Origin of the sequence: Defluviimonas salinarum, assembly GCF_026013545.1 — a bacterium.
Classification (GTDB): Bacteria; Pseudomonadota; Alphaproteobacteria; order Rhodobacterales; family Rhodobacteraceae; genus Albidovulum; species Albidovulum salinarum.
The window spans coordinates 16,836-41,424 of the sequence record NZ_JAPDOG010000027.1; the positions used below are offsets into that span (position 1 = coordinate 16,836).

A 24,589-nucleotide genomic window follows, 5' to 3' on the forward strand; every position below is an offset into this window, starting at 1 on the left:
CGGTAACGCTTCACACGACATTCATCACGAAATCGGTGACCACGAGCCGACCCGAGCCGTCCCATTGCACTGAAATTGAGGCGCTGTACGCCGTACTGACGCCAAAGGTCGCGTGGAGCCAGTTCGGGCGAAGCGCGTAGAACTTCCCGGCCGGCATCGAGGCGGACATGATCCAAAGCGGCCGGTCCTTGAAATAAGGGTCATCCGTGTCAGCCCATACGTGACCCACCTTACTGACCCGGAACCCGTATGCTGCGAACCAGTTCCTGACCTCGTCGTAATCCTTCAGACTCGCGACAATTCGGAACAGGCACACATTCATGGCATGTAAGCTATCCGGCGCGCTCCAGTCGAACGCCAGGACGCGGGGCGGATCTGCGGCGCCGGCTTCAGGCGGGAGGCAGTCTCGAACCGATCGGTATTTCGCGATCGGTCCGCCCCATATATCCCAGCGGGGATGGTCTTCGCCGATCGGGCCCAGACCGTGCCGGAATGGATCACTGGCTTGGCTGGATACATGGTCGACACGAAGCTCGCAGTTCTCGACGTCGGAGCAGCGCAACGGTGCATTTTGGGCGGCGGAAGGCCCGGCAAGGGCGAATGAGGCCGCAAAAAGGATCAAGGCAAAGCCGGTACGCACTGGCACGCAGCACCTCCACGCAAAAGCGTCAGGGTATAGTCTTTATCAAAAACACAACTTGAAGCCGTCAAGGGCAGTCAATGACGGGATTCGGATTCTGTCAAGCGGAACATGAGGATGGGCCCGCGGCTTCGGCCTGGACCGGGCGGCCAGGAGGGCCGGTTATTTCCGCCGCTTGTACGGCCTGCGCGGGACGACAGCCTCGGGGATGAGATCCTTCAGCCCGGAAAACCCGTGCTCCTTCGCGAGCGCGTCGAGCGTGCGCAGCGCGTCGTCGCGCCCGCTGGTCCGCATAACCGAAATCCGCCCCCGAACAGACTTCTCGAGATCGAGAAGCTCGGAGAGCGAGAATTTCTCCAGGTTCACATCGACAGCACGCATGACGCTCGGCTCCTGATAATATCGGATTTCGCGCCAAAGAAAGGAAAACGGCCGAATTGGCAAGCCCCGTCGTGCGGCGCATAAAAAAATCGCGCTCCCGGTTTGGACCGGGCCGGCCGGTCGGATCACCGACCCCGCTTGCGAGGCCGGTGCGGCATGCGGACATCCGGGAAGAGCGCTTTCAGACCCGAAAAGCCGTGTTCCCTGGCGACCCTGTCGAGCGCGCGCAGCGCATCGTCGCGGCCCGCCGTTCGCATCATGGTGATCCGCCACTGCACGGATTTCTCGAGCTCAACGAGTTCTGCGAGCGAGAATTTCCCGAGATCAACATCCGCTGCACGCATGATCCGGTATCCCTGTTCGTCTGAATGACGGCCAAAAGAGGCTGTCGGAGAGTTGGGCGCTGGTTGGCCTTGGTGCGGGCCGTCCTCCGCAGCCTTCTAACAGGGGTCACGCGGGTGTCAAGAATCGTTGCCAGCACCCAAACCCCAAGTCAGGCTGTCCATCAGAGATGAAAACCAAAGAAATACCGGAGAGCAACCACGTCCGCGGCCGGTCATTCCGAGATGTCACTTCGACAGATCCAATCAGGCCGATTGAGACGAATGCCCTGTAACGAGTGTACTGGCAGGAGGAGCCATGTTTCGAATCCTTGTATTGATTATCGGCTTGTCGATTCCGTCTCTGGCAAATGGCGAGGACTTCTCGCCAGAGATGCAGAAGTGTTTTGCGACGCTGGACCGCTGGCAGAACGCCGAGGCGACGACGTGCTTTCTGTTGGTGGCCTATACCCCCGACAAGGTCGGCGCCACGGAAAATGATGTGGTTGAGGCAAATTACCGCCTTTACGAATTATCCCTGATCATGCGGCTCGGACATAAGGTTGCCATTCAGCATCTCGAATATGCGGCAAAGTCCGGCCATCCCGCCGCGCAAAACCACCTGAGCTATCTGATCACCACGACATACGGGTCAAAGCCCAACAAGGCGATCAATGAGGCCCTGGGCTCTCGCTACAGTCTTCGGGACGCCCACAACTTGCTGAAGGCCGCTTCGGATGCCGGGTATTACCCCGCTATGATCAAACTCGCAGCTGATTACCGCAATGGAACAGGTGGGGCGCTCAAGGACCCGGTATACGCGCAGGAACTGGAACTGAAGGGGGTGGAGCTCGCCCTTGGCGCCGCCAATGCCGGCGATGCGGAAGCGGCCGAGGATTTGTCCAGATACGCCATTCGTGGGATCGGAATGCCGGAATCGATGGAACAGATGAAATTCTATGAGGACATGGCATACCGTATTTACGAGGCCCGAGCCGAGTCCGGAAGCATAAAGACCAAGAGGTTCCTTGCCATTCGATATTCCGGCATCAGACCTCCGGAGAACGATCAGGAACGCGCCCGCGCGGAATATTGGGCGCTTTCGTACCTGAGCGCCGCGCAAGACTACGATGCCGCCACGATGGTCGCCGGGCTCTATGGCGAAGAAAAATTCGGGTCCGGCCCCGGCCCCAAAACGATCGCGCATATTCTATACAACTACGCCTCGACGCTCGACGATGGCGACTTTGCGGCGAGGCAGCGTGATGAAATCGCGGCAGAGCTCACGAAGAGCCAGACCGACACGGCGCTTCGGGTCGCACGGCTATGCGTCGACGACGGCATCCCGGCGTGCATTCAACAACTGCCGCGATAGCCATGGCTGCCCGGTTCCTGCGGTGAGGTTCCGCGGCTCGCGGATTTTCGCCGCCGGATGACCGGAACGAGCTGCCGCATCGTTGTGGCTCTGGCGAATTGATGCCGCGATTTTCGCAGGCATCCTCCAGGATGGCTGGGAAAAGGAGACCTTCATGACCGCAGATCCGTCCCGCGCCCTCATTCTCGCCATCCCCGGCCGCGCCGGCCAGGACATCCTGCCCGGCAGCGCCATCGTCTGCGCTGCCGACGCGGACCGCAACCCGGTCGTCGACACGCATGGCCGCGTCACGGCCTGGTTCGAGGGCAATGCCTACGATGCCGTCAACCTGCGCGACTTCATCGACCGCACCCGCTGCGCCGCGGGCCGGATGGTGCAGGACTACCCGACCGTCGCGGTCCGAAGCGTGCCGGCGGCCGAGATCCGTATCCTCGCCGATTTCGACCTCGAGCGCGGCATCGTCACGCGGATCCGCGACGAGCACGCCCTGGCCGAGCAGTCCGGCGAGGATCCGGCCCGGCTTGTCGCGCCTCGCGACATGAGAGCCACGACCGACCGGGAGAAGATCCGCGCCGCGATGGAAATTCCGGGCGGCCGGATGGCCGCGCGGGACCCGATCGCCTGGCAGGCCGGCGACGGCCGCGTGATCCTGGCCGGCAGCGACGGCGCCGGAACCCGGATGTATCATCCCGCCGATCGCGATCTGCCCGAGGTGATCGGCGGCCTCGATGAGGCTGACCTCCGCCGGATCCTCGGCTCCGACCATCGGCGCAACATCGAGGAGCACATGCTCGATGTGCTCGGGGCGCCACTTCTCGTCACGGCGAGCGGTTCCTGGCACGAGATCCGCGACAGCGCGCAGGCGGAGATCGCGGAGACGCTCTCCCGGACGGCCGTCGCCATGTTCTGGGAGAACCAGAGACGCAGGTTCCCGGAAGACATGCCGCATCGCTGGATGATCCTCGCGGGCCGCAACCTGAAGGGCCGGCTCACCGCCCCCGCGCTCTTCGCGGCGATGCCGGAAGGATCCGGAATGCAGATCGAGGCGACAGGGCTCGGCACCGACTGCCATGTCACCGGCCATCAGAACAGGAACGCCTGGCCGGAATACGGCGCCGAAATCGAGGCCATCGCGAGACAGGAGGGCCTGGTGATGCGGCCCAACCACATGGGGCGCGAGATCGCCGAGCCCGAGGAGGGTCCTTCGCCGTCCTGATCGCGCGGAGCCGGTCACATTCGCACTTGCTAAATTCCGTTTCTCATGCGATTTTCTGACAACGAAAACCAGCCGATGGAGGACGCCATGACGACAATCTAGCCTCAAGAAGGAGATCCGTCATGGCGCATCACAAGCGCAAGAAGTCCCGCGTCAATTCCGGCGACACCCGTGTCAGCCGCGAGAAGAGGGCGCGTTTCGAAAAGCGGCGGTCGAGCCGCTACGGCCTCGGCAACCCGCCGGCCTGGTACAACCTCGTCAATTTCAAGCGCCGGCTCCGCCGGGAGGTGGAGCATCTTTGCCATCTCGCCGTCCTTCATGACGATCCCGACGCGATCGTCTGGCCGGTCGAGTGCCGCCAATCCGCGCGCTACTGGTGAGGTGGGTCATGGAGAAGAGCATGTCCCGCGCCCGCCGGCGGGCCGATCTCGCGCGCATGAAGAAGAAGGCGCGCCGCGTCTATCCGCACGACGCCCAGGCGAAAAATGCCGACCATCTTTGCACCTGCTCGTGCCTGGTGTGCGGCAACCCGCGCCGGCACTGGGGCGAGATCCGTCCTTCCGAGCGCCGGGCGCTTGAGGCGGGCCGCGAGGAATGAGGCATGGGGGCCGCCCTCCGGGGCGGCCCCTTGTCGCCACGTCGACCTCCTCGATCCGCAGGATACCAGCCCTGGCCGGCAGGCTGCGGCGAGGAATCGGAGGAGAGGCTGGCGCGGGCCGGCTTCGACAAGAAGGCCTCCTGCGGTATAGCGGGCCGTATCGCTCCGGTTTCGCAGCCGGGCATGCAACTCGCGCTTTACTTGCGAGGGTCAGCCGGGGCATGATTGCCGCGAATAACTTTTGCGAGGATGTTATGGGTTTTCGGTTCTCCAAGCGCGTGAAGATCCTTCCGGGCGTCCGGCTCAACTTCTCCAAGAACGGCGTCAGCACCTCCCTCGGCCCGCGCGGCGCGAGCGTGACCGTCGGCAAGAAGGGCATCCACGGCAATGTCGGCATTCCCGGGACCGGTCTTTCCTACCGGACCCGGCTCGACCGGCCATCCGGGCAATCCGGGGGTCGGACGAACGGCCGGGCGCCCGTCGGTGACGCGCCCTCGAGCGGCGCCTCCGCCCTCGGCTACATCATCGCCGCGGTCGTCTTCATCGGCCTCATCGCGCTTCTCGCCTGAGACGCTGCCGGCCGAAAATGCCGCCTGGCATTTTCGGCGCCGCAGGCCAATATGCCGGAAAGCGGCAAGGAGAGGACGAATGCAGGAAGTCAGTCAGACGATCGATGAGTTCCGCGCGACGCGGCGCGAGATGTCCGCGCAGAACTTCGGCGGGCTTGTCAAGGACCTCGCCTGGGAGGGCGACCCCGAAACGGTCTTCCTCGTCTATGATGACGCCTTCTATATCGAGAAGCTCGACGACGGGCGCTTCCTGCTCACGATCGAGAACCAGGGCTGGATCACCGGCGACCCGGACGATCTCACGCTCGAGGATCTCGAGGCCCGGCTCTTCGACTGGGCGCAGCCGGAAGACGCGGCTCCGGCCCCCTGACCTTGCGGAGGGCGGAGCGCGGGACCGATCATGGCATCGGCCTTCGGATTTTCGTCGCCATCGGGAATGATGGCGAAAACCAATCCCAAGGACTTCCAGATGCCCCTCAACAAGATCAACGTCCTCGACCTCTCGACCGGTCATCTTTCCGAACCGTCGCGCATCTTCATGTGCGCCGCGGCCGGGAACGGCAACCGGCTCGGCATCATGGCGCGCGAGGAGGGATTCTTCATCGGCGCCGCCCACGCCGACGTTGCCGAGGACGAGGGGCTGTTGCCGCCCGACCTTCTCCACTGCCTGCGCTTCGCGCGCGCGAACGGCATGGACTACCTGCTCTTCGACCGGAACGCCGATCCCCAGCCGGGGCTGCCGCTCTATCTCGAAGGCCCGCACGGCGCCCTCGCGTTCGACCCGGACCACGACTGGATCGGCTCCATGTCGGTGAATGTCGCGGACCATTTCGACTACGTCCTCCCCACCGGAAAGGTCACGATCGAGGCGGTAAGGCCCGGCGCGCTCTCCGACGAGCAGCTCGTGATCCGCGAGACGCCGAAACCGCTCGAGGACGCCGACTACGAGGCGCCGGAGGGCTGCTGGCTCTCGGTCGGCGAGGCCTCGGTCCGGATCGGGATCAATGACGAGACTATCTTCGCCGAGATCCTGCCTCTCGGATACGAGATGGCTGAGAGCCATGGCCGGATCGACGTGCTGCGCTCCGACCTCGCCGCCTCGATCGAGGAAGAGAAGCGCGCGCTCGACGCCGACAGCCCGAGCCTCTGAAGGAGACCGCCATGCCCGCAATCGACCTTGCCCGCGCCGCGGCGATCCTCACCGGCCGCGCCGACCTCACCCACCATGCTGACCTGCCGCTCGGTGACAGTGTCGTTCACCGGTTCCGCGAGGCGGGCGACGATGTCGATTTCCTGCATCTCGTGAGCGATGCCGCGGGAGGATTCCGCGCCCATCTTTGCGACCAGGGCGACACCACGCCGTTCCGGCGCGGCCACCTCGCCGATCTCACCGGCGCGCCGCGCCGCGTCCTCTTCGAGTTCGACATCCGGGTCACGGACGAAACGGCCTTCAAGAAACATTTCGACGTCGTCGCGATCGAGGAGATCGACGCGGAGACGTTCCAGGAGCGCTTCCTCGTGCCGGAAGACCCTTTCGCCTTCGAGCAGGGCAATCACGTCGCCTTCGTGGCGCTTGGCCGGAACGGCGACAGGATCGTCGCCCGCGTCGGCGTCGAGGTCACCGACGAGGCGCGGCTCACGCGCGCGGCCAGGGATGCCTATGAGAACAACTGGGGCGACCGGGACTGGCACCCGGGCTCGGCCGAAGAGGCGCTCTACGAGATCCTCGCCGCCTCCAATGCCAACCCCTCGCCCGACGCTATAGGGTTCGAGTTCATGGACTGGAGGCCCCTGCCCGCACCAGGCGACCCGGAGACCGGCCCCGAACCGGAAACGGACCACAGTCCGATGTAGGGCGGCGCGGGAGAGCCGCTCCATTAACATGTTCCGGTCCTCTGTCGCCGCAGATAGCACATATGCTTTCGAATTTTCGCGCTTATATTTCTCCTCGTTCAGGAGGAATAGCGATGCGGTATTCGGCAGATGACCAGCGCCGGTTGTCCGGTATGCTCGAGGCGATAGCCGCCGAGCCTGACCGGGCCAGGGTATCGATCGGCGATCTTGTGCTCTCGCTCGGGACCCAGGCCCATGGCGCGCTGCTCCTGATCTTCGCCGCGGTGAACCTGATCCCGATGCCACCGGGAAGTTCGGCGCTTCTCGCCGTCCCGCTCGTGATCCTCACCTTCCGGCTCGCCTTCGGCCACGGCCCGTGGCTGCCCGCGCCGATCCTGCGCTGGTCGGTCTCGCACGCGACCTATGCCCGTCTCCTGGCCCGCGCCCTGCCCCATCTGAGGCGCGCCGAACGCATGGTGCGGCCGCGCGGCGCGCATCTCTTCTCCGGCGCCCCGTTCAGGGTCTTCAGGCTCCTGCTTGCCGCCCTGGCGATCACGGTCCTCGTGCCGCTTCCCTTCAGCGCGATGCTTCCCTCCTTCGCGATTTGCCTGATCGCGATCGGAATCCTCGAGCGCGACATCGCCTGGGCCACGGCCGGCGTTGCCGCGGGTCTTCTCTCCCTGGCGGTCGTCGGTGGCGTCATCTTCGGTCTTCTGCGCGCCGCCGCGCTGCTCTTCGGTCATCCGTTCTGATGGCACCGCTGCCATGCGCAATCGCATAATGGATTTTTTTCAGGAAACCCCGGATGAGCACCGCGATCATCAATACGCTCGCCCTCGGCGCCCGCGACGTCGACGTCCTTATGGGTCAGGTCCGCTCTTGGCAGCGGGTCGTCCGGGAGCGGGCCATCGCGGATTGCGCCGCGCTTCTCGCCCGCAAGGCAACCGGCATCTTCGACGATGCCTGGCTGCGCGGCGAGGACGCGGGCCATGTCCTCGCCCGCGTCCATAACGAGGTTGAAGAGCGCCGGGAGCGGGTTCGGGTTGACCGGATCCGCGATCCTGAGGTCGACTTCGATTTCAGCTTCGTCCTCTTCCGGCACGAAGCGGAGTGGTACGCCAAGGCTTATGGCGAGCAACCCGCCTGGATCGATGCCTGGCGCGAACATTTCGGCGGCAGACCTTTCGACTACTGGAACAACACCGATCGCCCCCGCAGCGTTACCGCATCGGAGTGGGAACGCCGGCGCCTGGCATGGGAGACCATGATCGGGCGCGACAGCCCCTCCGAGCGCGGAATGCTCGTTACGGCGGACGATCTCGATATCCGTCCCGCTGTCGAGATGGTTGTCGCGGCCCAGCCGGAACGGCCTGAGCGCGCAAGCCGCATCGCGACCGCCCGCCTGCGCGCGGAACGCATCAGCCCCCCGGCCGAATTCGCCTTCGACCACTTCATGCAGGTGCTTCGGAACTTCGATCTTTGGTGCGCGACGGACGAGGGGCGCGCGGCGCTGGAGAGTCAATCCACCGAGATCGCCGCGGCCCTGAAGTCCCGGCTCGACGAGGCCGATCTTCTCGGGTTTCGGCCAGGCCGCCTGCCGCAGACGGCTTGCGAGCCGGGCTGAAGGGGCGCCCGAAGGCGCCCTTTCGCGCCTCAGAAGATGCCGATACCGGCATCGAGCCCGGCGGTCATGCCGAGGCCGGAGAGCAGGATCGTGTCGCCGCCGCCGAAGTCGAAGAGCACGCCCTCCGCGGTGACGCTCGCATAGGTCGAGACCACCTCGGCCGCGGTCTTGCCGCCGCCCCAGAGTGCGTCGTCAAGGCTGAGGCGATCGCCCTGGGCCAGCGCGAAGTCCCGGACCTGGTCGGAATCGCAGGCGGTCCGGAAGATGAACGTGTCAGCGCCAGCGCCGCCGACCAGGAGGTCGTTGCCGCCGCCGCCGTCGATCGTGTCGTTGCCGCTGTTGGCCCAGATCTTGTTGGCCCCGGCATTGCCGGTCAGAACGTCGTTGCCCGAGGTGCCGCCGAGGTTCTCGATCGAGGTGAGGCGGTCGTTGCCCTGCCCGGTGTTCTGGTATCCAGAGATCGCCAGGGAGACGGTGACGCCGGAGGAGCCGCTATAGGTCGCGGTGTCCTCGCCGGCACCGCCGTCGATGAAGTCATTGCCGATACCGCCCATGATGACGTCGTCACCATCCTCGCCGAAGATGAAGTCGTTGCCGGCGCCACCGTTGATGCGGTCATGGCCGGTGCCGCCATGGAGCCTGTCGCTGCCGCCGAGGCCGTCGATGATGTCGTTGCCGGCATTGCCCCAGATCACGTTGATCTCCTCCGATCCCGTGAGGCGGTCGTTGCCCGCAGCGCCACCAAGGTTCTCGATCGAGACCAGCTCGTCGAGGCCCTGGCCGGTATTCTGGACCCCGGTGACGGAGAGCGAGACGGTGAGATCGGCGCTACCGTAATAGACCGCGCTGTCGGTGCCGGCGCCGCCATTGAGGAGGTCGTCGCCATCCCCACCCATGAGAAGGTCGTCGCCGGACCCCCCGAAGACCCGGTCATTGCCGGAATCGCCGAAAAGGCGGTCATGGCCCGCATCTCCGGTGATGAGGTCGTTGCCGCCGCCACCCTGGATCGTGTCGTCGCCGCCAAGGCCGTAGAGCCAGTCGCTGCCGCCGCCGCCAGAAAGCAGGTTGGCGCCCTTGTTGCCGGTCAGCGTGTTGCGCGCGTCATTTCCGGAAAGGTCGAGATCCGCCGATCCGAGCAGCTCGGCATCGACCGCGCCCGCGCCGAGGGTCATGCTTGCGGAGGACCTGAGAAGGGTGCCGCCGACCACGTCGAGCTTCACGTTGCCGGCCGACATGTCGAGCGACACGTCCATCATCCGGGCCCCCGCTGTGACCCGGACCGGAACCGCCGCGCCGCCGGCCAGCGCAAGCCCATAGCCGCCGGCCGCCTGGCTCGCCGCGGAAGAGCCGCCGACCGAGAAGGATATGCCCGACCGCCCCTCGCCGATGCTGTAGAACCCGTCCCCGTTCGCGTCATCATAGGTCACGCCGGTCAGGAACACCGAAGTGCCGGAACGGCCGAAATTCACCGTCGTCATCGAGGTGTTGAAGTCGACCGCGTTCTGGGTGAACACCCCCTCGACCTGGGCGACGCCGAACTCGCGGAAGAAGCCGTTCATCGTGTTGACGCGATGGCTGGCGCTGCGGAATAGCCCCTCATGATGCGCCACGATCGCCGTCTCGAGATCGAGAGAGCCCGTGGTGCCGGTAAAGGCGAGATTCTCGCCGGTCGCCCAGGCGCCCGAAAGCGCGTATCCGGCATTGACGATCCGCTGGTGCGAGCCGGTGCCGCCCGCACCGGTGTGGCTGAACACGTCGTTATCGAGCATCCAGGTCGAATGGCCGAGGGCCGACTTGTTCAGGATGTCGTTGACCGCCAGGACCTGAAGCGCCTCGCCGGAAATGGTTCCCGCCGCCAGGCCGTCGTTGAGGCCGATCCCGAAACGCGCCGCCTCGCCGAGAGGATCGAGCCTGGCCCGGTTCGTCAATTCGATGAAAAGTTGCTCTTGAGCCGAGATTTCCTGCATTTCTGCATCCTTGTTGGTGTTCCTGCCTGCCCGGATGTTATCCGATGCGACGCAGGGTAAATATTGTTTTTTCGCATATTGTGAGGGTGTTCGTGGGGTGCTAGAAATCCGGAAGAACAATCGGCACACGGAAAAGAATAATGAAAGTCTGGTACACGAAGGGGCTGTCCAACACGGCTCATGCGATGCGCCTCATCCGCCAGGACCCGCTCGGCGGCGCCATCCGCCTCCTCGGTTCCCATGTCGACCCTGCGAACGCCGTCAGCGCCGCCGCCGACGAGTTCATCCTCGAGCCGGTCTCCGTGTCGGACGCCGCCTATGCCGAATGGTGCCTGCAGACCGCCATCGAGCGCGAGATCGACCTTGTCATCCCGCAAAGGCGGCCCGGAGCACTCTGGGCAATCCGTGATCGTTTCTTCGAGGCCGGGATTGCGCTCCATGCCGCCGCTGCGCCGGAGGTGCTGCGGATTCTCGACCGCAAGGACCTCTTCGGCATCGAGATGGAGAAGATCGGCGTGCCGTCCCCCGACTTCGAGACCTTCCGGACGCTCGTCGAGTTCGACGAGGCGGTCGAGAGGATGCGCTCCGAGGGGCGTGCGCCGGACGGGCTTTGCGTCAAGCCGGCCGTCGGCATCTTCGGATCGGGCTTCAGGATCCTGAAGGACGAGGTCTGCGACATGGACCGCATGATGGTGCTCGACAATCTCGAGATCTCGTTCGGCCTCTACCGCGCGGTGCTCGCCGCTTCCCGCCAGGATCGCGACATGATGCTGATGCGCTACCTGCCCGGGCCGGAGCGCAGCGTGGACTTCCTTGCTTGCAACGGCACGCTTGTCGCGGCCGTGGCGCGAGTGAAGGAGGGCGCAACCCAGCGCCTCGAGACCGAAGGCGCCTCGATCGAGATCGCCCGGATCCTGGCGCACCATTTCGGCCTGAGCGGCCAGTGCAACCTGCAGACCCGGGAGGCCGATGGCGAGGAGATCATCCTCGAGATCAATCCGCGCATGTCGGGCGGAATGCAGATGTCCTGCCTCTCGGGCGTCAACCTGCCGCTCTGGGATGTCCTCACCGCGCTCGGCCTGCGCGACGCCTCCGAGATCCCGCTTCCGCGTCCGGGCTCGCGCGTCCGGATGAGGGAGGAGCCCGCCATCGTGACGGATTGATTTGCGAAATCCTTTTTTGAGACCTACGTGTCCGGAAAAGGAGAGCAGCATTGAAAAAACACGACATGAGCCCGGCGCAGATCGCGGCCGCCTTCGATGTCTTCGACCGCATGAAGACGATCGGCGACCGGTTCGCGGCCTGTCCGGAGCGGCTCGGCCGCGGCGAGGGCGCACACCCCTCGATGAACGCCGCCCTCATCGCCCAGATGCGGGCCGAGATCATGTGCGACATGGGGATCGTGCCGTCCGACCGCCCCCCCGGCGGATCATGCCCGGCCGACGCTCTGATCGCCGGCCAGACAATCGTCCCTGACGATCTCCGGCGGCGGCTCTTGCGGCGCAACGGCCTTCCGCTTGGACCAGCTGAGCCGGATCGTGACCGTTTGGGTTCCGCCGCCACCGGCCGCGTAGTGGTCGACACGCTTGTGGCATTCGTGACCGGCAAGATCGATGGAGCCGCCCTTGCCATGACCGAAGCGCCTGATGAAGACCTGGTCCAGGAGCGCGGCGAACAGGTCCTCCCGGGTCGCATCCTCCGGGCATTGGGCGAGGTGGGTGGCGCGCTCCTCGAGTGTCAGCTGGGCAAGAGCCGCATCCGCGCGTGCATTCTGGACTTCCCGCGCCTTGATCCTGGCTTGTTTCAGCATCGTCGCCTCGGAGGCGATGTAGGCGTCTAGCGCGGTCAGGTCTACGGGTCGCACCCGGCCGAGCCTCGGGAAATCCCCGGCCTCCACCAGACGCCTGACCAGCCGGGCGCCCTTGGGCGTGATCACGTCGCATATGTGGCTCTTCCCGGAGATATGGGCGCCGCTCACATCCTGGATCTCATCCAGCGAAATAGGCACCGGCAGTCCTGGCCGGCCGTTCCGCACGTCGTCGAGAATCTCCTCAAAACGCCTGAGCGCCGGCTGCGGCCGGACCCTCGGCAACAGCTCGAAAACCACAAGCCGCCCATGGCAAAGCGACAGGAAAGCATTCCATATATCCTGATCCATGCGCGCCTTTCAGGCTTCGGAAGACCACTCGCCCCTAAGGTGAATTCATGCGGGCGGATGCCGGAAAAGCAAAAGAACGTCAACTTGATTCGACGCCTCCCTTCATCCCGCCCGGGCTCGATAAACATTTTCCAGCCGTCGGTGTGGCCAGGCCGGCATGCCACCGGCCTGAGGAAAGGGGGTCGGTCTCGGACGGCTGGCGGCGCGACCGCGGGATGTCCGGCCCGGCCGGTTTATCCTGCCCGATAATATGGGGCGAACCATGATCGCGGGGTTTATCGAGCTCGCCTCCGGCACGCCCAGATCCCGGCAAGGAAGCCAGAAACGAAATTGAGGGCACCAGACTGTGACATGGGTTCAGCAGGGTTCGGGCGCGCACTCGCGGCGCGGCGTGATCTCTGGAAGCCCGCGAGCCTGGCGAAAGCGGGTGATCCGCTCGATGGCAAGGTCGACCACCTCCGAGGCGCCGATCCCGGAGAGTTCTGGTTTTCCCAGATCGATGACAGGGATTCCGGCGCTCGTTGCGAGGCGGATCGCCTGGCCGGTCCCGCCGCCGCCCTTGCCGCCCTCCGTCCAGCAGATCACGAGGTTCGAGGGGTTCGTGAAATCGGTTCCGAAGACCTGGTTGCCGTTGCGGGCCATCAAAGCCAGCGTCACGTGACGCCGGTCGTCGCGATTGTCCGGATTTGGAGAGAGCGCCTCGGGCGTGGGGTGGAAGTTCCTGGCCATGCGCTTGTGGACCTCGCTCAGGTGCAGGATAGCCCCGGGAATGTCGTCGCGCTTTCTCGGCGTGAAGATCTCCATCGGGGCGTCGGACAGGCGCGCGCCTTCCCAGAACGCGGTGTCGGCCCCCCTGGCACCGCCCGAACGCAGCCGGAACCCCGCCTCCGCCATCAGGAAACCGATCTCGCTCATCAGGTCGAGAACCCGCCCCGGGTTCTTCGCCGACCCCGGCGTGTCGCGGGCGCCGACCCCCGCGTAGTAGACCGGATCCGCGATCGGCCTGTGGTCTGAGCCGCAGATCCTCAGATCGAGACCGGCCTCGAGCGCGGGGCGCAGGTAGGTCCGGATCATCTGCAGGACGCGGCTCGCCTCGAGCCCGCCATTGCCGCAGCCCGGCATCGGCATGCAGACCGAGCCAAACCGGCCAGGCCTCTCGACAAGGTAGCGGTTGAGATAGACGAGCCCCGCCCCGACCCACTCGTAGCGCGAGGGATCTCGCCAGTGCTCCTTGGTCGCGAGGTTGAGGACGGCGCGGCCATCCTCGAGCGGCACGAGCTGGAACGTGCCTGGCGCCAGGCGGCCGGAGCGGCAGGCCTCCTGGTAGGGTTCCATGATCGCGGGGAAGGCGTTCCTCATGTCGAGCGCCACGCCCTTGCCCATGACCCCCACCGTGTTGACCGTGTTCACGATCAGACTTGCATCGGAGTTGATGACATTCTGTAAGGGCTGGAAGTCAAGCATGATGGGATCCCGTTTCGCCATTTCCACCAGTCTCGCCTTAGGCGCCGAAAACGCGAAGCGCCGGTGCCGGACGTGGCCCCGGGAACCTGGACCACAATGACTTCCAGGCGCCTGACCTCGAAAAGGTGTTTGACGAAGCGCAGGCAGTGACTCAATGTGGCGTCGAAAAAATGATTGGGCGACACCGTGGTATGTTTTTCAGACACGTCTAACTGGAAAGAGAAAAACGCAACGACTTTGATCTATGCCTATGACTTCGAGGGCAAGCACCGCGAAGGCGAGATCGAAAAAGAGCCGCATACGTTACACGTTTCGCTTGAAAGCCTGTCGCTCGTTGAAACAACCTCATGGGTGTTCAAGGACGACAACGAGCCGGACAGTAAAACCGGCTACGTCTTGACGGAGCACTTCAGGGGGTATGGGCTTCTTCAGGGTTCCTGTCTTCATGCATTTGCGGTGGGGGAAAAGAAGAACGAGACCTTCGACGCCATCGAGATCAGGATCTATCCAGCCGACAAGGAGTCCCTGATAAAGGCGAGCCACTTCGATCGGTGGTCGTTTATTCTGTCGAAAGAACAACGCCCCACGGAGGGCTGGCTTCAGGACGAAATGGGTCGGATCGAATACTATTCTGCAAATGAATACATGGAAAAATCGTCGGTGATGGCGCGCCTCTTCCTCGACAGGAGCAGCTTCGACGCTTTGGCGTTGAGGGTGCGGGCCTGCGGAAGGCTCGCCTCGTCACATCTCGTGATCTTCGCGGATCTTTACCAGTTTGCGTATGAAGCTGCTTTTGCAGATTTCGATGAGACCAGGAACTACGGGATGCTCTGTACGGATGAACGCAGTGGCCGGACGGGCTTTGCCAAGGCGCGGCTCGACGAAATGCGGCTGGATTGGTCGGCGTTGGCTCCAGACCGCCGCGGATCGGATCAGGTGGAGGTCGGCGCGGGCGATACTCTTGACGCAGATCTGCGGGGAGAGCGGGCCGGCGCCTTATCCGTGACCGATCGGATTGCCGGCGATGTCAGACGCATGCGTGAGAGAATGGACACACTCTATCTGGGTGCGTTCTTGCTCGTCACGCTGCTGGCTGGCTTTGGTGTCCTGAATTTGATGGGATTCTGATCGCGGCCCCGGAAGCCTGAACTACATATGCGGTAAAAGTTTTTCCCAGACCAACATCTGGTAGCCATAAGCAGGATCAAGTCTACAGAAACGTAGCCGGGAGACTCCGGTTGTGGAGACTTCGGCCGGCAGGGCGCGTCCCGGACCCATTGGGTGGCGGCTGTAGAACCCGAGAATAAATGACCATTTCCGGGTTTCTTGACCACTCCGGCACAGGTCAAATGACCACCTGACGCGAGGCGTGGCGAGCCGAAGGTCCCGATCCCTCAGGGTGCGGGATCGTCGCGCGGGTCGCCGTCCGGCGCATCCTGGGCGGCGACAGGCGCCGCGGCGGCCCTGAGCGCATCGCGCTGCGCCGTGATCAGGCCGATCGCCTTCTCGGCGCGTACGATGCGCGGATTGTTCAGGTGGAGCCGGGAGCGGATGTCCTCCGCCGTGGCGCGGTCCATGATCCAGACCTCGTCGGGGGCATCTTCGGTCCAGAAGCCATCCGCTTTCGAGCAGTCCGGCGCCTTGCGCGCCAGGACGCTCCCGTCGAAGACCCTGTGGCTGTCGGTCATCACCGCGTAGCGCCGGTCATCTGGTCTTGCCGCCTGGTCCATTGGCCATCCTCCTCCCCGGATCAGGGTGACATTGCCGCAAGGCGTTCGCCAGCGACATCCGGATCCTTGTCCGGCGCGCCGAACATCTCCGGATAGCACCGCTGCCAGATGCCCTCGACGAGTTGCGGATCGACCTGGTGCTCGGGGATCTTCGCGATCGCGGTGGCGAGGTCGTCATTCACGCGCTCGAGCCAATCATCGAGAACCGGGAAGCGCCGGCGCCAGCGGTCTGCAAGTTTCCATGCAAGCAGCTCGTCGATCGCGATCGTGATACGCTGCTCGGTCGGGACATCTCGCCGGAGGTCCTCAAGGCGCACCGGCGGCGAGACGCCGACCTGCGGATTCCGGACCATCCACTCGGCGGCGAGTGTCGAGCGCACCGCGTAGAGATACTTCTTTCCAAGCGGACTTCCGGGCTGCTGGAGATATTCCTTCATGACCCGCTTGGCGAGCCCGCGGTAATGATGGGCGAGGACCCGCGGCGCGGACTGGCCGGCGATCGTCCGGAGCTCCTCGTGGAACCGCGGATCGGCCCGGTAGAGCGCGGCCGTTCCGGACCATTCCGCGAGCTGCGGGTTGGAGGAGAGCCCGAGAGCCAGGGCCTTGGCGAGCGACCAGCCGACCATGTCGACCGGAACGCCTGACCCATCCACGCCGAAAGCCACGGTCTTCTCGATCACGTCACGCCCGGGAAAGAGGCGGAAAGCCTGCGCGGGCGGTTCTCGGTAGATGAACCGGACATCGTAGTCCGAGTTCGGGCTCTCGAACCCCCAGGCGCGGGAGCCGGATTCGACGGCGTAGAGCACCTCGACCCCGGTCTCCCGCTCGATCTGGTCCAGGAGGTCGTTGACGCGGCCGGCGGAGGCATCCCGGATGGCCTCGTCGGTCGTCTTCTTGATGCTGGCCATTTCGCGCTCCCCTGGCTGAGGACCTTATCCTATGAATGTTGCGCGAAAATCAGAACATCATTCAGGCCGTGGGGCCGTCGTCGGACGGCTCGGCCATCAGCGACTCCGCGCCGTATGGCGCCTCGAGCACGGCGGCCGACTGGCGGCCGAGATCGCGCCGGAGCCAACCGGTGCCGGAATCCGAGGGCTTCTCCAGCCGGATGAGGATGTCGAAATCCTCGAGGCAGGCGATTGGCACGATGTGGTGGAAGATGTCGAGCGCGAGATCCTTCGGATCTGCGGCCTCCCCGGCATCGGTTAGGCGAAGCCGGTAGGCGCCGTCGACCGCACAATTGCCGGCAGCATCAAGGTCGTCCGCATCCATCTCGTCGAAATCGCAGAGCGCGGCGACCTCGATGATGCAGGACGCCTCGTCGGTGGTGATATCCGACATTTGGATCTCCGTTTTTCTAGGTCGGGATCAGGATATCCGGGATCCGAGAAACTGTCCGGAGGAATATCTATCCGTCCCGCCGCGGTGCCCGAACGGCACCGGGAGCGGCCTTCGCCGCTCCCGGCTGAGCGCATCAGGCCGCCGCGGCCTGGCGCGCCGCTTCCGCCCGCGCCCGCGACCAGGTCTTGCCGGCGCGGCGGATCTCGATCAGCCGGGTGATGGTGACCGCGCCCATGCCGTGGCGCCACTGGGCGCCGGAATCGCCGCCTCGCTGGCGCATCGCGGCCGCGTAGCGCTTCTGCTCGGCGGCATAGGCGCGGATATGGGCCTTCAGGCGGTCGCGGAAGGCGATGTAGTCCTCGCGCGAGTCGAGATGGAGGCCGTCCGCGAAGACCTCCTCCGGGGTCTCGCCCTTGCGGTGCCAGAGGATCAGGAGGCCGGGGTCCTCCTTGTCCCAGGAGTTGAGATCCTTGTGGACCTGCTGAAGCACGCCGAAGTCGACGGTTTCCGGGAGGGTGGAGAGGGCTGCTTTGGGGGTCATGATGTCCGTTCCTTTCATAAGCTGGACAGGTCTGGTTGGTTCGGGAGTGTCGTTCAGGCCGCCTCGGAGGCCGTCGGCGCGCGGGCGCGCTTGCCGCCCCTCCAGAGCGCAAGCCGGCGCAGGAGCCGCGGGGCCTGGCCGCGGGCCAGGGGGGCGATGCCGATCGCGGTCAGAACCGGGCCGCCGTCGAAATCCGGCAGCTCGACATGGTCGCGGTCGACGATGAGGGAATGGGGGATGCCTCTCGCCCCGAGATCGGCGGCAAGGCGCAGCAGGTCTTCTTCGGACCCGCCGTCGAGGCAGACCTTGGTGCCGGGCTTCAGTGCGGCATAGGCCGCTGCCCGGTCGCGCCAGGCCGGATCATCGGAGTGAAGGGAGAGGAGAAGCGCATCGATATAGGCATGCCCCGCCTGGGCGTTGGCCTTGCCTTCCGACATGAGCAGATCGCCACGCAGGACCGCGTAGAGGCGCAAGTCCTCCGGGTCGGTGGCGGGTGTCACGTCAGGGATCTACTGGATGCGTTTCATGTCGTCCTCGTCGTTGGCCCGGAGGCCGGAATGTGTGGTGAGCTGCAGGGGGATCGAACCCCTCCCCTTAGACGTTAGGGCGCCCAGAGTGGACCGACACGCAACCCGTTTGGGGGATGGACCCCATCAATGCGACCCCTTGATTGGCGACCTGCCCTTCCGGGTCCGGCCATCTCGCCCGCATCTCCCTTTTCAGGGCTGGCCACCTTGCCGGGTCCGGGCAGGTTGGCGAGGACGATGCCTCTCTGGATGCAGGATCAGATTAGGATATGCCGGATTTCCCGTCAATGCGAAAATTGTTATCCAGTCTACTATTTTGATCATCGAGCCAGATCCGCCCGCTGCTCCAGCCAGGATGCGGAGCCGCCGGAAAAGCCGGACGTCGCCCGTCCGGGCCCTCCCTATCGCCTTCGCCAGTCCCAGGGCGCCATGAACTCCGCCGCCCAGATCCCGCGCCGCGCCGCGCTGGCCTCCGCCTCCTCGCCGACATAGTCCGTCCCGTAGCGGCGATAGGCGAGCGCCCAGCCGTTCCGGACCATCCAGGCATTGAGGTCCTCGCCGTTCCCAAAGCAGATGCCGACGAGCCGGCCGTAGCGGTCGATGTCGCGGATATCGCAGGTGACCGGCGCGCGCCCGATCCGGTCCGCGAGCGCGAAGGCGGCGTCACGGCCGCAGCGCCACGCGCTGCCGTCCGGCCGTCGGCATCGCTGGTCCTTCTCGATCGCGTCGATCGCGTGGAGCCGGATCCGGGCCCCGTGGATCTCGATCGTGTCGCCGTCGATCACGCTCGCGGTCCCGGAGACCGTCTCGGCGCGGGCGGCCGGCGCGGCATCCGGGGTCAGACCGCCTGCGGCCAGCGCGATGCCGGCAGCGAGGATCGCCGCGGCCAGGGATTTCCGGTCAGGCTTCATGCGTCCACCACCTCCGCACCCGGCTCAATGGCAATGGTAGGGCTGCGACCCGGCATGGCAGCATTGGCCCGGAGGCGAGTCCTTGCGGCAGCCGCCGCTATGTTCGGCAGCGGTCGCCTCGCCGGCGGGCGGAACCGGCAGGGCGAGAGCCTGACCCGCGGCGAGGCAGGCGATCACGGCCACGAGGTAGAGACGCTTCATCCTGATCGCTCCCTTCACGAATTTCGAAAGCCCCATGGCGGCAAGGTTTCCGATTCCGCGTTTGACCGCAAGGGGATATCGCGCCGTTCACCCTTGATTAGAGAAAGAAAAGGCCCGCCGCGAAGCTCGCGGCGGGCCTTTGCCTTTTGCCTGCTGCGTCAGCAGTCAGAGGGTTTGGCGCCCATCGAGGCGTCCCAGGCCGGCCGCGTGATGTCGATCACGTACCGCATGCCGTTCTCGAGTTCGAGATAGACCTTCGCCTTCGCGCCACAGGTCGGTGGCGTGAACCTGAGGTAAGAGGTCTTGCCGAAGGTCCCCGAAGCCGCGAGCTTGTTGCTCTTGTTCAACGCCACGGGAGAACCCGTCCCGCTCGTCGAGAACGTGGAGTTCTGCGTGACGGCGAACTGGCCGGTGACAACCGGGTTCGGCCAGTATGGAGACATGGCGAGCGTCGGCGGCAGCAGCTCAGGCGGGAAGACGATATCGTTGCCGCCGGTCGTGCCGGTGCCGCCGGTCGTCGTACCGTTGCCGGGCGCGGTGGGGTCGGTCGTCGTGCCGCCGGTCGTCGTACCGTTGCCGTTGCCATTGCCGTTTCCGGGCGCGGTGGGGTCGGTCGTCGTGCCGCCGGTTGTCGTACCGTTGCCGTTGCCGTTTCCGGGCGCGGTGACGGGCACCGTGGGGTCGGTCGTCGTGCCGCCGGTCGTTTCGTTCTTGATGCAAGTCGATCCGGGACCGTTCTCCCAGTACCCCCAGGCGGGACCATTGCCGTTGCCGTTGCCCGGGCCGTTGCACGGAGACCTGCCATTCCCCGTTGTTGTTGCGGGATCGGAAGGAGTTGTCGTGCCCGGATTGTAGGGGGCGGTCGTTCCGGGATCGGTGACCGGCGTTGTGGGGATATAGGGAACCGTCGGTGGGTCCTCTGGCGTACTTTCAGGGGTATAGCCGACAGGCGTGAAGCCGGAGGTCGACACCACCGTTTCCGGAGCCTGACCATAGATCCAGCCGACATCGACCCAGGTATTATCACGGCAGGCCGCCAGCATGGCATCGAAATCTTCCTGGCTCTCGCCGCTTATGAAGACCTGGCCATCCACAAATGAATAACTGCGGTAGCCCAGGGTGCGATAATCGTTGCGGGCCTGGGTGACGATGGAGCGGCAGTTCCGCGACTCCACGCTCGAGATCGAGAACTGCACCACGTTGTTGCCGAGATGCCGAAGGATGACCGCGTCGCCCCAGCGGTGCGAGAAGGATCCATTGGCGTTCTTGTCGAAGCCGGGCAGGGCCGGGATGTCGAAGACCTTGTTGAAGTCCCCGATCTCGATCACGCGGCCTTGCGAGATCTCGCTCTCGACAATCGAGCGGACGAAGTGGAAGGACGAGTAGATGTCATGCGTGACCTGGGCCCGGTCGGCCGACTGGTAATAGACGATGCCGCCGGTCACCATGCCAATTGCGATCGACAGCGCGAGGATCGTCTCCATGATCCCGAAGCCGCGCTTTCTGACCTTCAAAATTTTGCGTTTCTTTTTCGCATCCATGATACTCTCCTTTCGTGAAGAGAATGGCGGAATACCAACCATCAAGCACGGCAGGTGACCTCAGCAAAGAATCTGCGAAATCACGACATTCAGCAAGACTGAGTATTCCGGATTTCGCCCGACCTTCCAGGCAGGGACGGTATCAGGCCGGCTGCGGCGCGGCGCCCGCGGCGGGACGGCCGAGTGGGTCTGGCCCATAGCGGTTCGCGCCCCTGGTGCCGGGCAGGACCAGGGCCAGGAGGTAGACCGGAATGCTCACCCAGGGCGCCAGGCCGGCAAGAGCGAACCAGCCGGAATAGCCGATGTCGCGGATCCTCTGCGCCAGGATCACGGTATTGACGGCAACCAGCGGAGCCGCGACCAGGAAGATGGCGATCATCGCAGGTCCGACGACATCCCCGCTGATCGGCTTCCCGCCCGCGGTCTCGATCGAGACCGCGAGATGCATGGCCACGGTGGCGGCGATGCCGCCGCCAAGGGAAATCGCCAGGTGGGCGAGGAGGAAGCTCTTGCGGTTGCGCCGGCCGGAGAGCCTCAGGAGGTCCTTGAATACAGGCTTCGACATCGGCCCCACCCTTACTCCTGTACCCGCGGCGAACGGCAGATGGCCTCGCGCAGATCGTCGACATCGATGAAGTTGTCAGCCTGGCGCCGCAACTCGTCGGAAATCATCGGCGGATTTGACTTCATCGTGCAGACGATGCTCACCCGCACACCCTGGCGCTGCAGCGCCTCGACCAGCGGCCGGTAGTCGCCATCGCCGCTGAAGATCACCGCGTGGTCGATATGCGGCGCCATGGTCATGGCGTCGACCGTCAGCTCGATACCGATGCTGCCCTTGATCTTCTTGCGTCCGCCAGGCTCGATGAACTCGCGCACCGGCTTGCAGGTCACCGCATATCCGTTGTAGCCAAGCCAGTCCATCAAGGGCTTGATCGGCACGAACTCCTCGGCCTCGTTGACGCAGGCATAGTACGCCGACCTGACCAGACGCCCGCGGCGGCCGAATTCCGCCCTCAGGTTCTTGTAATCGATCTCGAAGCCGAGCGAGCGCGCCGCCGAGTGGAGACCGGATCCGTCGATGAAGAGTGCCAGCCGTTCATCCTTGTAAAACATCTGATTGGTCCTTTGCGAAATCCATGATTGAGCCCCGTCGGAGTTATGGCGAATCTATGTGGAAAACCGACAGGCACAATCTGTTTTCGCATTTCTGCGAGCCCCGGCCACCTCTATCCTGTGGATACCGGAACACTCTTGGAGAATGGCGCATGCCGACTGAAGTGACGATCGGCCCCTGCCGCCTCATCCTTGGCGATGCGCTCGGGATACTCCCGGATCTCTGCGGCATGGCCGATCTCCTGGCGACCGATCCGCCCTACGACCTCACCTCCGGCGGCCGCGCCACGCAGGTCATGTCGGGGATCTTCTCTCAGGCGAATTACGACAATTCCGGCAAGCTCATGCGATCGGTGCCCTGGCGCGAAATGGGCGGGCCGCTCTTCGCCGCCTGCAAGCCCGATGCGGACGCCTACATCATGGCGAACGACAAGAACGTCTTTGCCGCCCATGCCGCGTTCACCGGCGCGGGCTGGAAGTTGCACAACCTGCTCAGCTGGAAGAAAGGCGCCCCGACCCGCAATCGGTGGTACATGAAGGACCTGGAGTTCACGCTCTATCTCTGGAAAGGGCGCGCACAGACCATCAACGAACCCGGCAGCAAGCAGCTTTTCTCCTGCCCCAGGCCGGCCGACCGCTTTCACCGCACCCAGAAACCGGTCGAGCTCTTCGAGCACTACATCCGGAACTCCTCACATCCCGGCGATCTCGTCCTCGATCCCTTCTCCGGCTCGGCGACGACACTCGTCGCGGCGATGCGTACCGGCCGCAGGGCGATCGGCATCGAGATCGACGAGCGCTGGTTCGATCTCTCCGCGGCGCGCCTCGAACGGGAATGGGCCCGCCTCCAGGGCGGCGATTGCCGGACCGCCTGAGCCGAACAGCGCCGCCTTCCGGCCTTGCCCGCCGCAGCCGGACGATCAGCGCCGCGCAAACCAGCTCAACGAGACATGCCGGCGCATGTGACCCTCGGCGAGCAGGCCGAGAATGAGGCAGGCCAGGGTGGCGAGAACGGGGAACCCCAGGCTGGTGAGCCGCGGATTGTAGTTGAGAAAGGCGTACCCCCTCGCCTGGTCGATCACGTGAAAGAGCGGGTTCCACTCGAACCAGACCAGGAGATACGCCGGCATCATGTTGGCCACGAACATCTGCCCGGAGCCGATCATGCTGGCGCGGCTGTAAACCTGGGCGGCGAGAGAGGCCAGGCTCGGGAACCGCGGCTTGACCGCCGCGAGCGCGATGCCGATCGCGACGCCGGAGAGCCAGGCGAGCAGGACTGTGCCGGCGAACCCGGCCGGGCGGTAGATCTCGATCGGCTCCCACAGGACATGGTAGAGACCGAGCACGATCAGCATCGAATAGACCTGGGTGTAGAGCGCGCCGAATGCGGCCGAGGCGATCGCCAGCGTGGTGGACATCGGACCATGGCTCATCAGCGGCGCCGTCGGGCCGTCCGCGGCCAGCACCGCGCTCATCGCCCTTACATGGATCGAGAAAAGGAAGACGCCGGTGATGAGATAGATGAGAAGGTCGCCGCGGATCGCCGCGGGCGAGCCCATCACGTGGTTCATTGCGAAGAACCCTCCCACCAAGAGGACCGTCTGGACCACGTTGAGGAGAACCCCGACCAGGACATGGTTGTGGGTTTTCCGGATTTCACGGATCGTGTTGTGCCGAAAGATCTCGCCTATCGATACGACGGCAAGATAGATGTCCAGGCGGGTCTTCCCCATATGCGCAATCCTCGTCGACTGGACGTAATTTTACGCGCATCCCCACGCCGGGGCCTGCGAAAAATGAAGTGTTGAAGCATAGTTATGTGGATGGCGCACCCCTGCCGGGATAGGATCGGACGCGAGGTAAACAGAGGCGACCGGATGCCGGCAACAAGACGAGGGATTGCGCTGGCGCTGGGTCTGACAGCGCTCGGGATTGCGGCAATGGGCGCGGCAAGCGGCATCATCCGGGGGCGCCGGCCGACTTCGCTCGAGGCCATGGCCGGCAGGGATGTCTTCCTTGCGCCCGACGATCCGGTCCAGGGACTGGCTTTGCGAGAACAGGAACCGATCCTGATTAACGGCTACGAACTCCGGCAGATCGCAAGCTTCGATATCAAGGCTGTCGTATTGTCCCGCAAGGACTACAGCGGAGGCAGGGAGTCCGATCTCAGCCCAACCGACCTGGCGCTCGGCTGGGGGATGATGTCCAATCCGGTCCTGATCGACAAGGTGACGATCACCCAGAGCGGCCGCTGGTATCGCTGGCAGCCGCCTCGCGCCGCCGTGACGACCACCGATATCATCCGCAATTCTTCGAACATGCACATCATTCCGGCCGACGGCGGCGTCGCCGTCGCACTCGGCCAGGTCCAGCGCGGCGACGTCATCGAAATCTCCGGACATCTCGTCGACGTGCGCGGCGCCGCCTGGTCGTGGTCGAGCTCCAGGCGGCGCGACGACATCGGCGATGGCGCCTGCGAGATCGTCCTTGCGCGCAGGCTGGAGATCGTCTGAGACCTCCGGCCGCAATCGCGGCA

Annotated in this window: 31 protein-coding genes and 1 riboswitch; of the genes, 16 read left to right on the plus strand and 15 right to left on the minus strand. The window is 64.7% G+C overall.

The annotated features are described in order from the left end of the window. Positions 1–10: 10 nt before the first annotated feature. Both OM960_RS20440 and OM960_RS20445 read right to left on the minus strand, forming a co-directional pair. Positions 11–646, minus strand: a complete 636-nt coding sequence (locus tag OM960_RS20440) for a hypothetical protein (RefSeq protein ID WP_264773272.1) — start codon at positions 644–646, stop codon at positions 11–13. Between the two features lie 156 nt (positions 647–802). Further along, the gene (locus tag OM960_RS20445) at positions 803–1,021 is read right to left on the minus strand and encodes a hypothetical protein (RefSeq protein WP_264773273.1); all 219 of its coding nucleotides are present in this window, start codon (positions 1,019–1,021) and stop codon (positions 803–805) included. Between the two features lie 56 nt (positions 1,022–1,077). On the opposite strand from OM960_RS20445, the gene OM960_RS20450 reads away from it, so the two are divergent. The 11 genes from OM960_RS20450 to OM960_RS20500 all read left to right on the plus strand — a co-directional run bounded on the left by OM960_RS20450 (position 1,078) and on the right by OM960_RS20500 (position 8,556). Beyond that, positions 1,078–1,389, plus strand: a complete 312-nt coding sequence (locus OM960_RS20450) for a hypothetical protein (RefSeq protein WP_264773274.1) — start codon at positions 1,078–1,080, stop codon at positions 1,387–1,389. A gap of 271 nt (positions 1,390–1,660) precedes the next feature. After that, on the plus strand, positions 1,661–2,716 hold the full coding sequence (locus OM960_RS20455) for an SEL1-like repeat protein (RefSeq protein ID WP_264773275.1): 1,056 nt from the start codon (positions 1,661–1,663) through the stop codon (positions 2,714–2,716). Between the two features lie 154 nt (positions 2,717–2,870). Continuing rightward, the gene (locus tag OM960_RS20460; RefSeq protein ID WP_264773276.1) at positions 2,871–3,932 is read left to right on the plus strand and encodes a hypothetical protein; all 1,062 of its coding nucleotides are present in this window, start codon (positions 2,871–2,873) and stop codon (positions 3,930–3,932) included. A 122-nt stretch (positions 3,933–4,054) separates the two neighbouring features. Continuing rightward, positions 4,055–4,312 carry a hypothetical protein gene (locus OM960_RS20465; RefSeq protein ID WP_264773277.1) on the plus strand — a complete coding sequence of 86 codons (258 nt, stop codon included), beginning with the start codon at positions 4,055–4,057 and terminating at the stop codon, positions 4,310–4,312. Between the two features lie 20 nt (positions 4,313–4,332). After that, positions 4,333–4,530, plus strand: coding sequence for a hypothetical protein (locus OM960_RS20470; RefSeq protein WP_264773278.1), 198 nt, complete (start codon positions 4,333–4,335; stop codon positions 4,528–4,530). 254 nt (positions 4,531–4,784) lie between these two features. Continuing rightward, positions 4,785–5,099, plus strand: coding sequence for a DUF4236 domain-containing protein (locus OM960_RS20475; protein ID WP_264773279.1), 315 nt, complete (start codon positions 4,785–4,787; stop codon positions 5,097–5,099). 79 nt (positions 5,100–5,178) lie between these two features. Further along, on the plus strand, positions 5,179–5,469 hold the full coding sequence (locus OM960_RS20480; RefSeq protein ID WP_264773280.1) for a hypothetical protein: 291 nt from the start codon (positions 5,179–5,181) through the stop codon (positions 5,467–5,469). A gap of 69 nt (positions 5,470–5,538) precedes the next feature. Continuing rightward, complete coding sequence (locus OM960_RS20485; RefSeq protein WP_264773281.1) at positions 5,539–6,249, plus strand: DUF5983 family protein; 711 nt, start codon at positions 5,539–5,541, stop codon at positions 6,247–6,249. Positions 6,250–6,260: 11 nt separating this feature from the next. After that, complete coding sequence (locus OM960_RS20490; RefSeq protein WP_264773282.1) at positions 6,261–6,953, plus strand: hypothetical protein; 693 nt, start codon at positions 6,261–6,263, stop codon at positions 6,951–6,953. Positions 6,954–7,066: 113 nt separating this feature from the next. Beyond that, a complete protein-coding gene (locus tag OM960_RS20495; RefSeq protein ID WP_264773283.1) occupies positions 7,067–7,684 on the plus strand; it encodes an exopolysaccharide biosynthesis protein in 618 nt (205 codons plus the stop codon). 53 nt (positions 7,685–7,737) lie between these two features. Continuing rightward, positions 7,738–8,556 carry a hypothetical protein gene (locus OM960_RS20500; protein WP_264773284.1) on the plus strand — a complete coding sequence of 273 codons (819 nt, stop codon included), beginning with the start codon at positions 7,738–7,740 and terminating at the stop codon, positions 8,554–8,556. A 29-nt stretch (positions 8,557–8,585) separates the two neighbouring features. Here OM960_RS20500 and OM960_RS20505 read toward each other — a convergent pair whose 3' ends face one another. Beyond that, positions 8,586–10,523, minus strand: coding sequence for a hypothetical protein (locus tag OM960_RS20505; protein ID WP_264773285.1), 1,938 nt, complete (start codon positions 10,521–10,523; stop codon positions 8,586–8,588). 140 nt (positions 10,524–10,663) lie between these two features. On the opposite strand from OM960_RS20505, the gene OM960_RS20510 reads away from it, so the two are divergent. Next, the gene (locus OM960_RS20510) at positions 10,664–11,686 is read left to right on the plus strand and encodes an ATP-grasp domain-containing protein (protein ID WP_264773286.1); all 1,023 of its coding nucleotides are present in this window, start codon (positions 10,664–10,666) and stop codon (positions 11,684–11,686) included. A gap of 50 nt (positions 11,687–11,736) precedes the next feature. Continuing rightward, on the plus strand, positions 11,737–12,363 hold the full coding sequence (locus OM960_RS20515) for a hypothetical protein (RefSeq protein ID WP_264773287.1): 627 nt from the start codon (positions 11,737–11,739) through the stop codon (positions 12,361–12,363). Positions 12,364–13,038: 675 nt separating this feature from the next. Here the strand turns inward: OM960_RS20515 and OM960_RS20520 are convergent. Next, the gene (locus tag OM960_RS20520) at positions 13,039–14,145 is read right to left on the minus strand and encodes a macro domain-containing protein (RefSeq protein ID WP_264773288.1); all 1,107 of its coding nucleotides are present in this window, start codon (positions 14,143–14,145) and stop codon (positions 13,039–13,041) included. Between the two features lie 174 nt (positions 14,146–14,319). On the opposite strand from OM960_RS20520, the gene OM960_RS20525 reads away from it, so the two are divergent. Next, entirely contained in the window at positions 14,320–15,273 is a 954-nt protein-coding gene (locus OM960_RS20525) for a hypothetical protein (protein WP_264773289.1), read from the plus strand. Positions 15,274–15,539: 266 nt separating this feature from the next. Here the strand turns inward: OM960_RS20525 and OM960_RS20530 are convergent, their stop codons facing one another. The 10 genes from OM960_RS20530 to OM960_RS20575 form a co-directional block, all read right to left on the minus strand. Then, positions 15,540–15,875 (minus strand): hypothetical protein, encoded by a 336-nt coding sequence (locus OM960_RS20530; RefSeq protein WP_264773290.1) that lies wholly within the window; start codon positions 15,873–15,875, stop codon positions 15,540–15,542. 20 nt (positions 15,876–15,895) lie between these two features. Then, the gene (locus tag OM960_RS20535) at positions 15,896–16,783 is read right to left on the minus strand and encodes a nucleotidyltransferase domain-containing protein (RefSeq protein ID WP_264773291.1); all 888 of its coding nucleotides are present in this window, start codon (positions 16,781–16,783) and stop codon (positions 15,896–15,898) included. Between the two features lie 61 nt (positions 16,784–16,844). Continuing rightward, a complete protein-coding gene (locus tag OM960_RS20540) occupies positions 16,845–17,216 on the minus strand; it encodes a hypothetical protein (protein ID WP_264773292.1) in 372 nt (123 codons plus the stop codon). A 133-nt stretch (positions 17,217–17,349) separates the two neighbouring features. Beyond that, positions 17,350–17,757, minus strand: a complete 408-nt coding sequence (locus OM960_RS20545; RefSeq protein ID WP_264773293.1) for a hypothetical protein — start codon at positions 17,755–17,757, stop codon at positions 17,350–17,352. Between the two features lie 53 nt (positions 17,758–17,810). Then, the gene (locus OM960_RS20550) at positions 17,811–18,257 is read right to left on the minus strand and encodes a peptidyl-tRNA hydrolase (RefSeq protein WP_264773294.1); all 447 of its coding nucleotides are present in this window, start codon (positions 18,255–18,257) and stop codon (positions 17,811–17,813) included. 156 nt (positions 18,258–18,413) lie between these two features. Beyond that, positions 18,414–18,542: riboswitch (SAM-I-IV-variant riboswitch) on the minus strand. A 143-nt stretch (positions 18,543–18,685) separates the two neighbouring features. Then, entirely contained in the window at positions 18,686–19,195 is a 510-nt protein-coding gene (locus OM960_RS20555) for a thermonuclease family protein (protein ID WP_264773295.1), read from the minus strand. A gap of 24 nt (positions 19,196–19,219) precedes the next feature. After that, entirely contained in the window at positions 19,220–19,396 is a 177-nt protein-coding gene (locus OM960_RS20560; RefSeq protein ID WP_264773296.1) for a hypothetical protein, read from the minus strand. A 158-nt stretch (positions 19,397–19,554) separates the two neighbouring features. Continuing rightward, the gene (locus tag OM960_RS20565) at positions 19,555–20,937 is read right to left on the minus strand and encodes a hypothetical protein (protein ID WP_264773297.1); all 1,383 of its coding nucleotides are present in this window, start codon (positions 20,935–20,937) and stop codon (positions 19,555–19,557) included. A 142-nt stretch (positions 20,938–21,079) separates the two neighbouring features. After that, the gene (locus OM960_RS20570; RefSeq protein ID WP_264773298.1) at positions 21,080–21,502 is read right to left on the minus strand and encodes a DUF805 domain-containing protein; all 423 of its coding nucleotides are present in this window, start codon (positions 21,500–21,502) and stop codon (positions 21,080–21,082) included. 11 nt (positions 21,503–21,513) lie between these two features. Next, entirely contained in the window at positions 21,514–22,053 is a 540-nt protein-coding gene (locus tag OM960_RS20575) for a LabA-like NYN domain-containing protein (protein WP_264773299.1), read from the minus strand. 152 nt (positions 22,054–22,205) lie between these two features. On the opposite strand from OM960_RS20575, the gene OM960_RS20580 reads away from it, so the two are divergent. Then, the gene (locus tag OM960_RS20580) at positions 22,206–22,928 is read left to right on the plus strand and encodes a DNA-methyltransferase (protein WP_264773300.1); all 723 of its coding nucleotides are present in this window, start codon (positions 22,206–22,208) and stop codon (positions 22,926–22,928) included. Positions 22,929–22,973: 45 nt separating this feature from the next. Here the strand turns inward: OM960_RS20580 and OM960_RS20585 are convergent, their stop codons facing one another. Then, positions 22,974–23,786, minus strand: a complete 813-nt coding sequence (locus OM960_RS20585; RefSeq protein ID WP_264773301.1) for an ABC transporter permease — start codon at positions 23,784–23,786, stop codon at positions 22,974–22,976. A 90-nt stretch (positions 23,787–23,876) separates the two neighbouring features. On the opposite strand from OM960_RS20585, the gene OM960_RS20590 reads away from it, so the two are divergent. Beyond that, the gene (locus OM960_RS20590) at positions 23,877–24,566 is read left to right on the plus strand and encodes a hypothetical protein (RefSeq protein ID WP_264773302.1); all 690 of its coding nucleotides are present in this window, start codon (positions 23,877–23,879) and stop codon (positions 24,564–24,566) included. Positions 24,567–24,589: the final 23 nt, after the last annotated feature.

Bases quoted from the DNA above. Each gene is read 5' to 3' on its own strand.
- OM960_RS20445 (WP_264773273.1), bottom strand. From the start codon at position 1,021: ATGCGTGCTGTCGATGTGAACCTGGAGAAATTCTCGCTCTCCGAGCTT.
- OM960_RS20455 (WP_264773275.1), top strand. From the start codon at position 1,661: ATGTTTCGAATCCTTGTATTGATTATCGGCTTGTCGATTCCGTCTCTG.
- OM960_RS20460 (WP_264773276.1), top strand. From the start codon at position 2,871: ATGACCGCAGATCCGTCCCGCGCCCTCATTCTCGCCATCCCCGGCCGC.
- OM960_RS20465 (WP_264773277.1), top strand. From the start codon at position 4,055: ATGGCGCATCACAAGCGCAAGAAGTCCCGCGTCAATTCCGGCGACACC.
- OM960_RS20470 (WP_264773278.1), top strand. From the start codon at position 4,333: ATGTCCCGCGCCCGCCGGCGGGCCGATCTCGCGCGCATGAAGAAGAAG.
- OM960_RS20475 (WP_264773279.1), top strand. From the start codon at position 4,785: ATGGGTTTTCGGTTCTCCAAGCGCGTGAAGATCCTTCCGGGCGTCCGG.
- OM960_RS20480 (WP_264773280.1), top strand. From the start codon at position 5,179: ATGCAGGAAGTCAGTCAGACGATCGATGAGTTCCGCGCGACGCGGCGC.
- OM960_RS20485 (WP_264773281.1), top strand. From the start codon at position 5,539: ATGGCGAAAACCAATCCCAAGGACTTCCAGATGCCCCTCAACAAGATC.
- OM960_RS20490 (WP_264773282.1), top strand. From the start codon at position 6,261: ATGCCCGCAATCGACCTTGCCCGCGCCGCGGCGATCCTCACCGGCCGC.
- OM960_RS20495 (WP_264773283.1), top strand. From the start codon at position 7,067: ATGCGGTATTCGGCAGATGACCAGCGCCGGTTGTCCGGTATGCTCGAG.
- OM960_RS20500 (WP_264773284.1), top strand. From the start codon at position 7,738: ATGAGCACCGCGATCATCAATACGCTCGCCCTCGGCGCCCGCGACGTC.
- OM960_RS20505 (WP_264773285.1), bottom strand. From the start codon at position 10,523: ATGCAGGAAATCTCGGCTCAAGAGCAACTTTTCATCGAATTGACGAAC.
- OM960_RS20510 (WP_264773286.1), top strand. From the start codon at position 10,664: ATGAAAGTCTGGTACACGAAGGGGCTGTCCAACACGGCTCATGCGATG.
- OM960_RS20520 (WP_264773288.1), bottom strand. From the start codon at position 14,145: ATGCTTGACTTCCAGCCCTTACAGAATGTCATCAACTCCGATGCAAGT.
- OM960_RS20530 (WP_264773290.1), bottom strand. From the start codon at position 15,875: ATGGACCAGGCGGCAAGACCAGATGACCGGCGCTACGCGGTGATGACC.
- OM960_RS20535 (WP_264773291.1), bottom strand. From the start codon at position 16,783: ATGGCCAGCATCAAGAAGACGACCGACGAGGCCATCCGGGATGCCTCC.
- OM960_RS20540 (WP_264773292.1), bottom strand. From the start codon at position 17,216: ATGTCGGATATCACCACCGACGAGGCGTCCTGCATCATCGAGGTCGCC.
- OM960_RS20545 (WP_264773293.1), bottom strand. From the start codon at position 17,757: ATGACCCCCAAAGCAGCCCTCTCCACCCTCCCGGAAACCGTCGACTTC.
- OM960_RS20555 (WP_264773295.1), bottom strand. From the start codon at position 19,195: ATGAAGCCTGACCGGAAATCCCTGGCCGCGGCGATCCTCGCTGCCGGC.
- OM960_RS20560 (WP_264773296.1), bottom strand. From the start codon at position 19,396: ATGAAGCGTCTCTACCTCGTGGCCGTGATCGCCTGCCTCGCCGCGGGT.
- OM960_RS20565 (WP_264773297.1), bottom strand. From the start codon at position 20,937: ATGGATGCGAAAAAGAAACGCAAAATTTTGAAGGTCAGAAAGCGCGGC.
- OM960_RS20570 (WP_264773298.1), bottom strand. From the start codon at position 21,502: ATGTCGAAGCCTGTATTCAAGGACCTCCTGAGGCTCTCCGGCCGGCGC.
- OM960_RS20575 (WP_264773299.1), bottom strand. From the start codon at position 22,053: ATGTTTTACAAGGATGAACGGCTGGCACTCTTCATCGACGGATCCGGT.
- OM960_RS20580 (WP_264773300.1), top strand. From the start codon at position 22,206: ATGCCGACTGAAGTGACGATCGGCCCCTGCCGCCTCATCCTTGGCGAT.
- OM960_RS20585 (WP_264773301.1), bottom strand. From the start codon at position 23,786: ATGGGGAAGACCCGCCTGGACATCTATCTTGCCGTCGTATCGATAGGC.
- OM960_RS20590 (WP_264773302.1), top strand. From the start codon at position 23,877: ATGGCGCACCCCTGCCGGGATAGGATCGGACGCGAGGTAAACAGAGGC.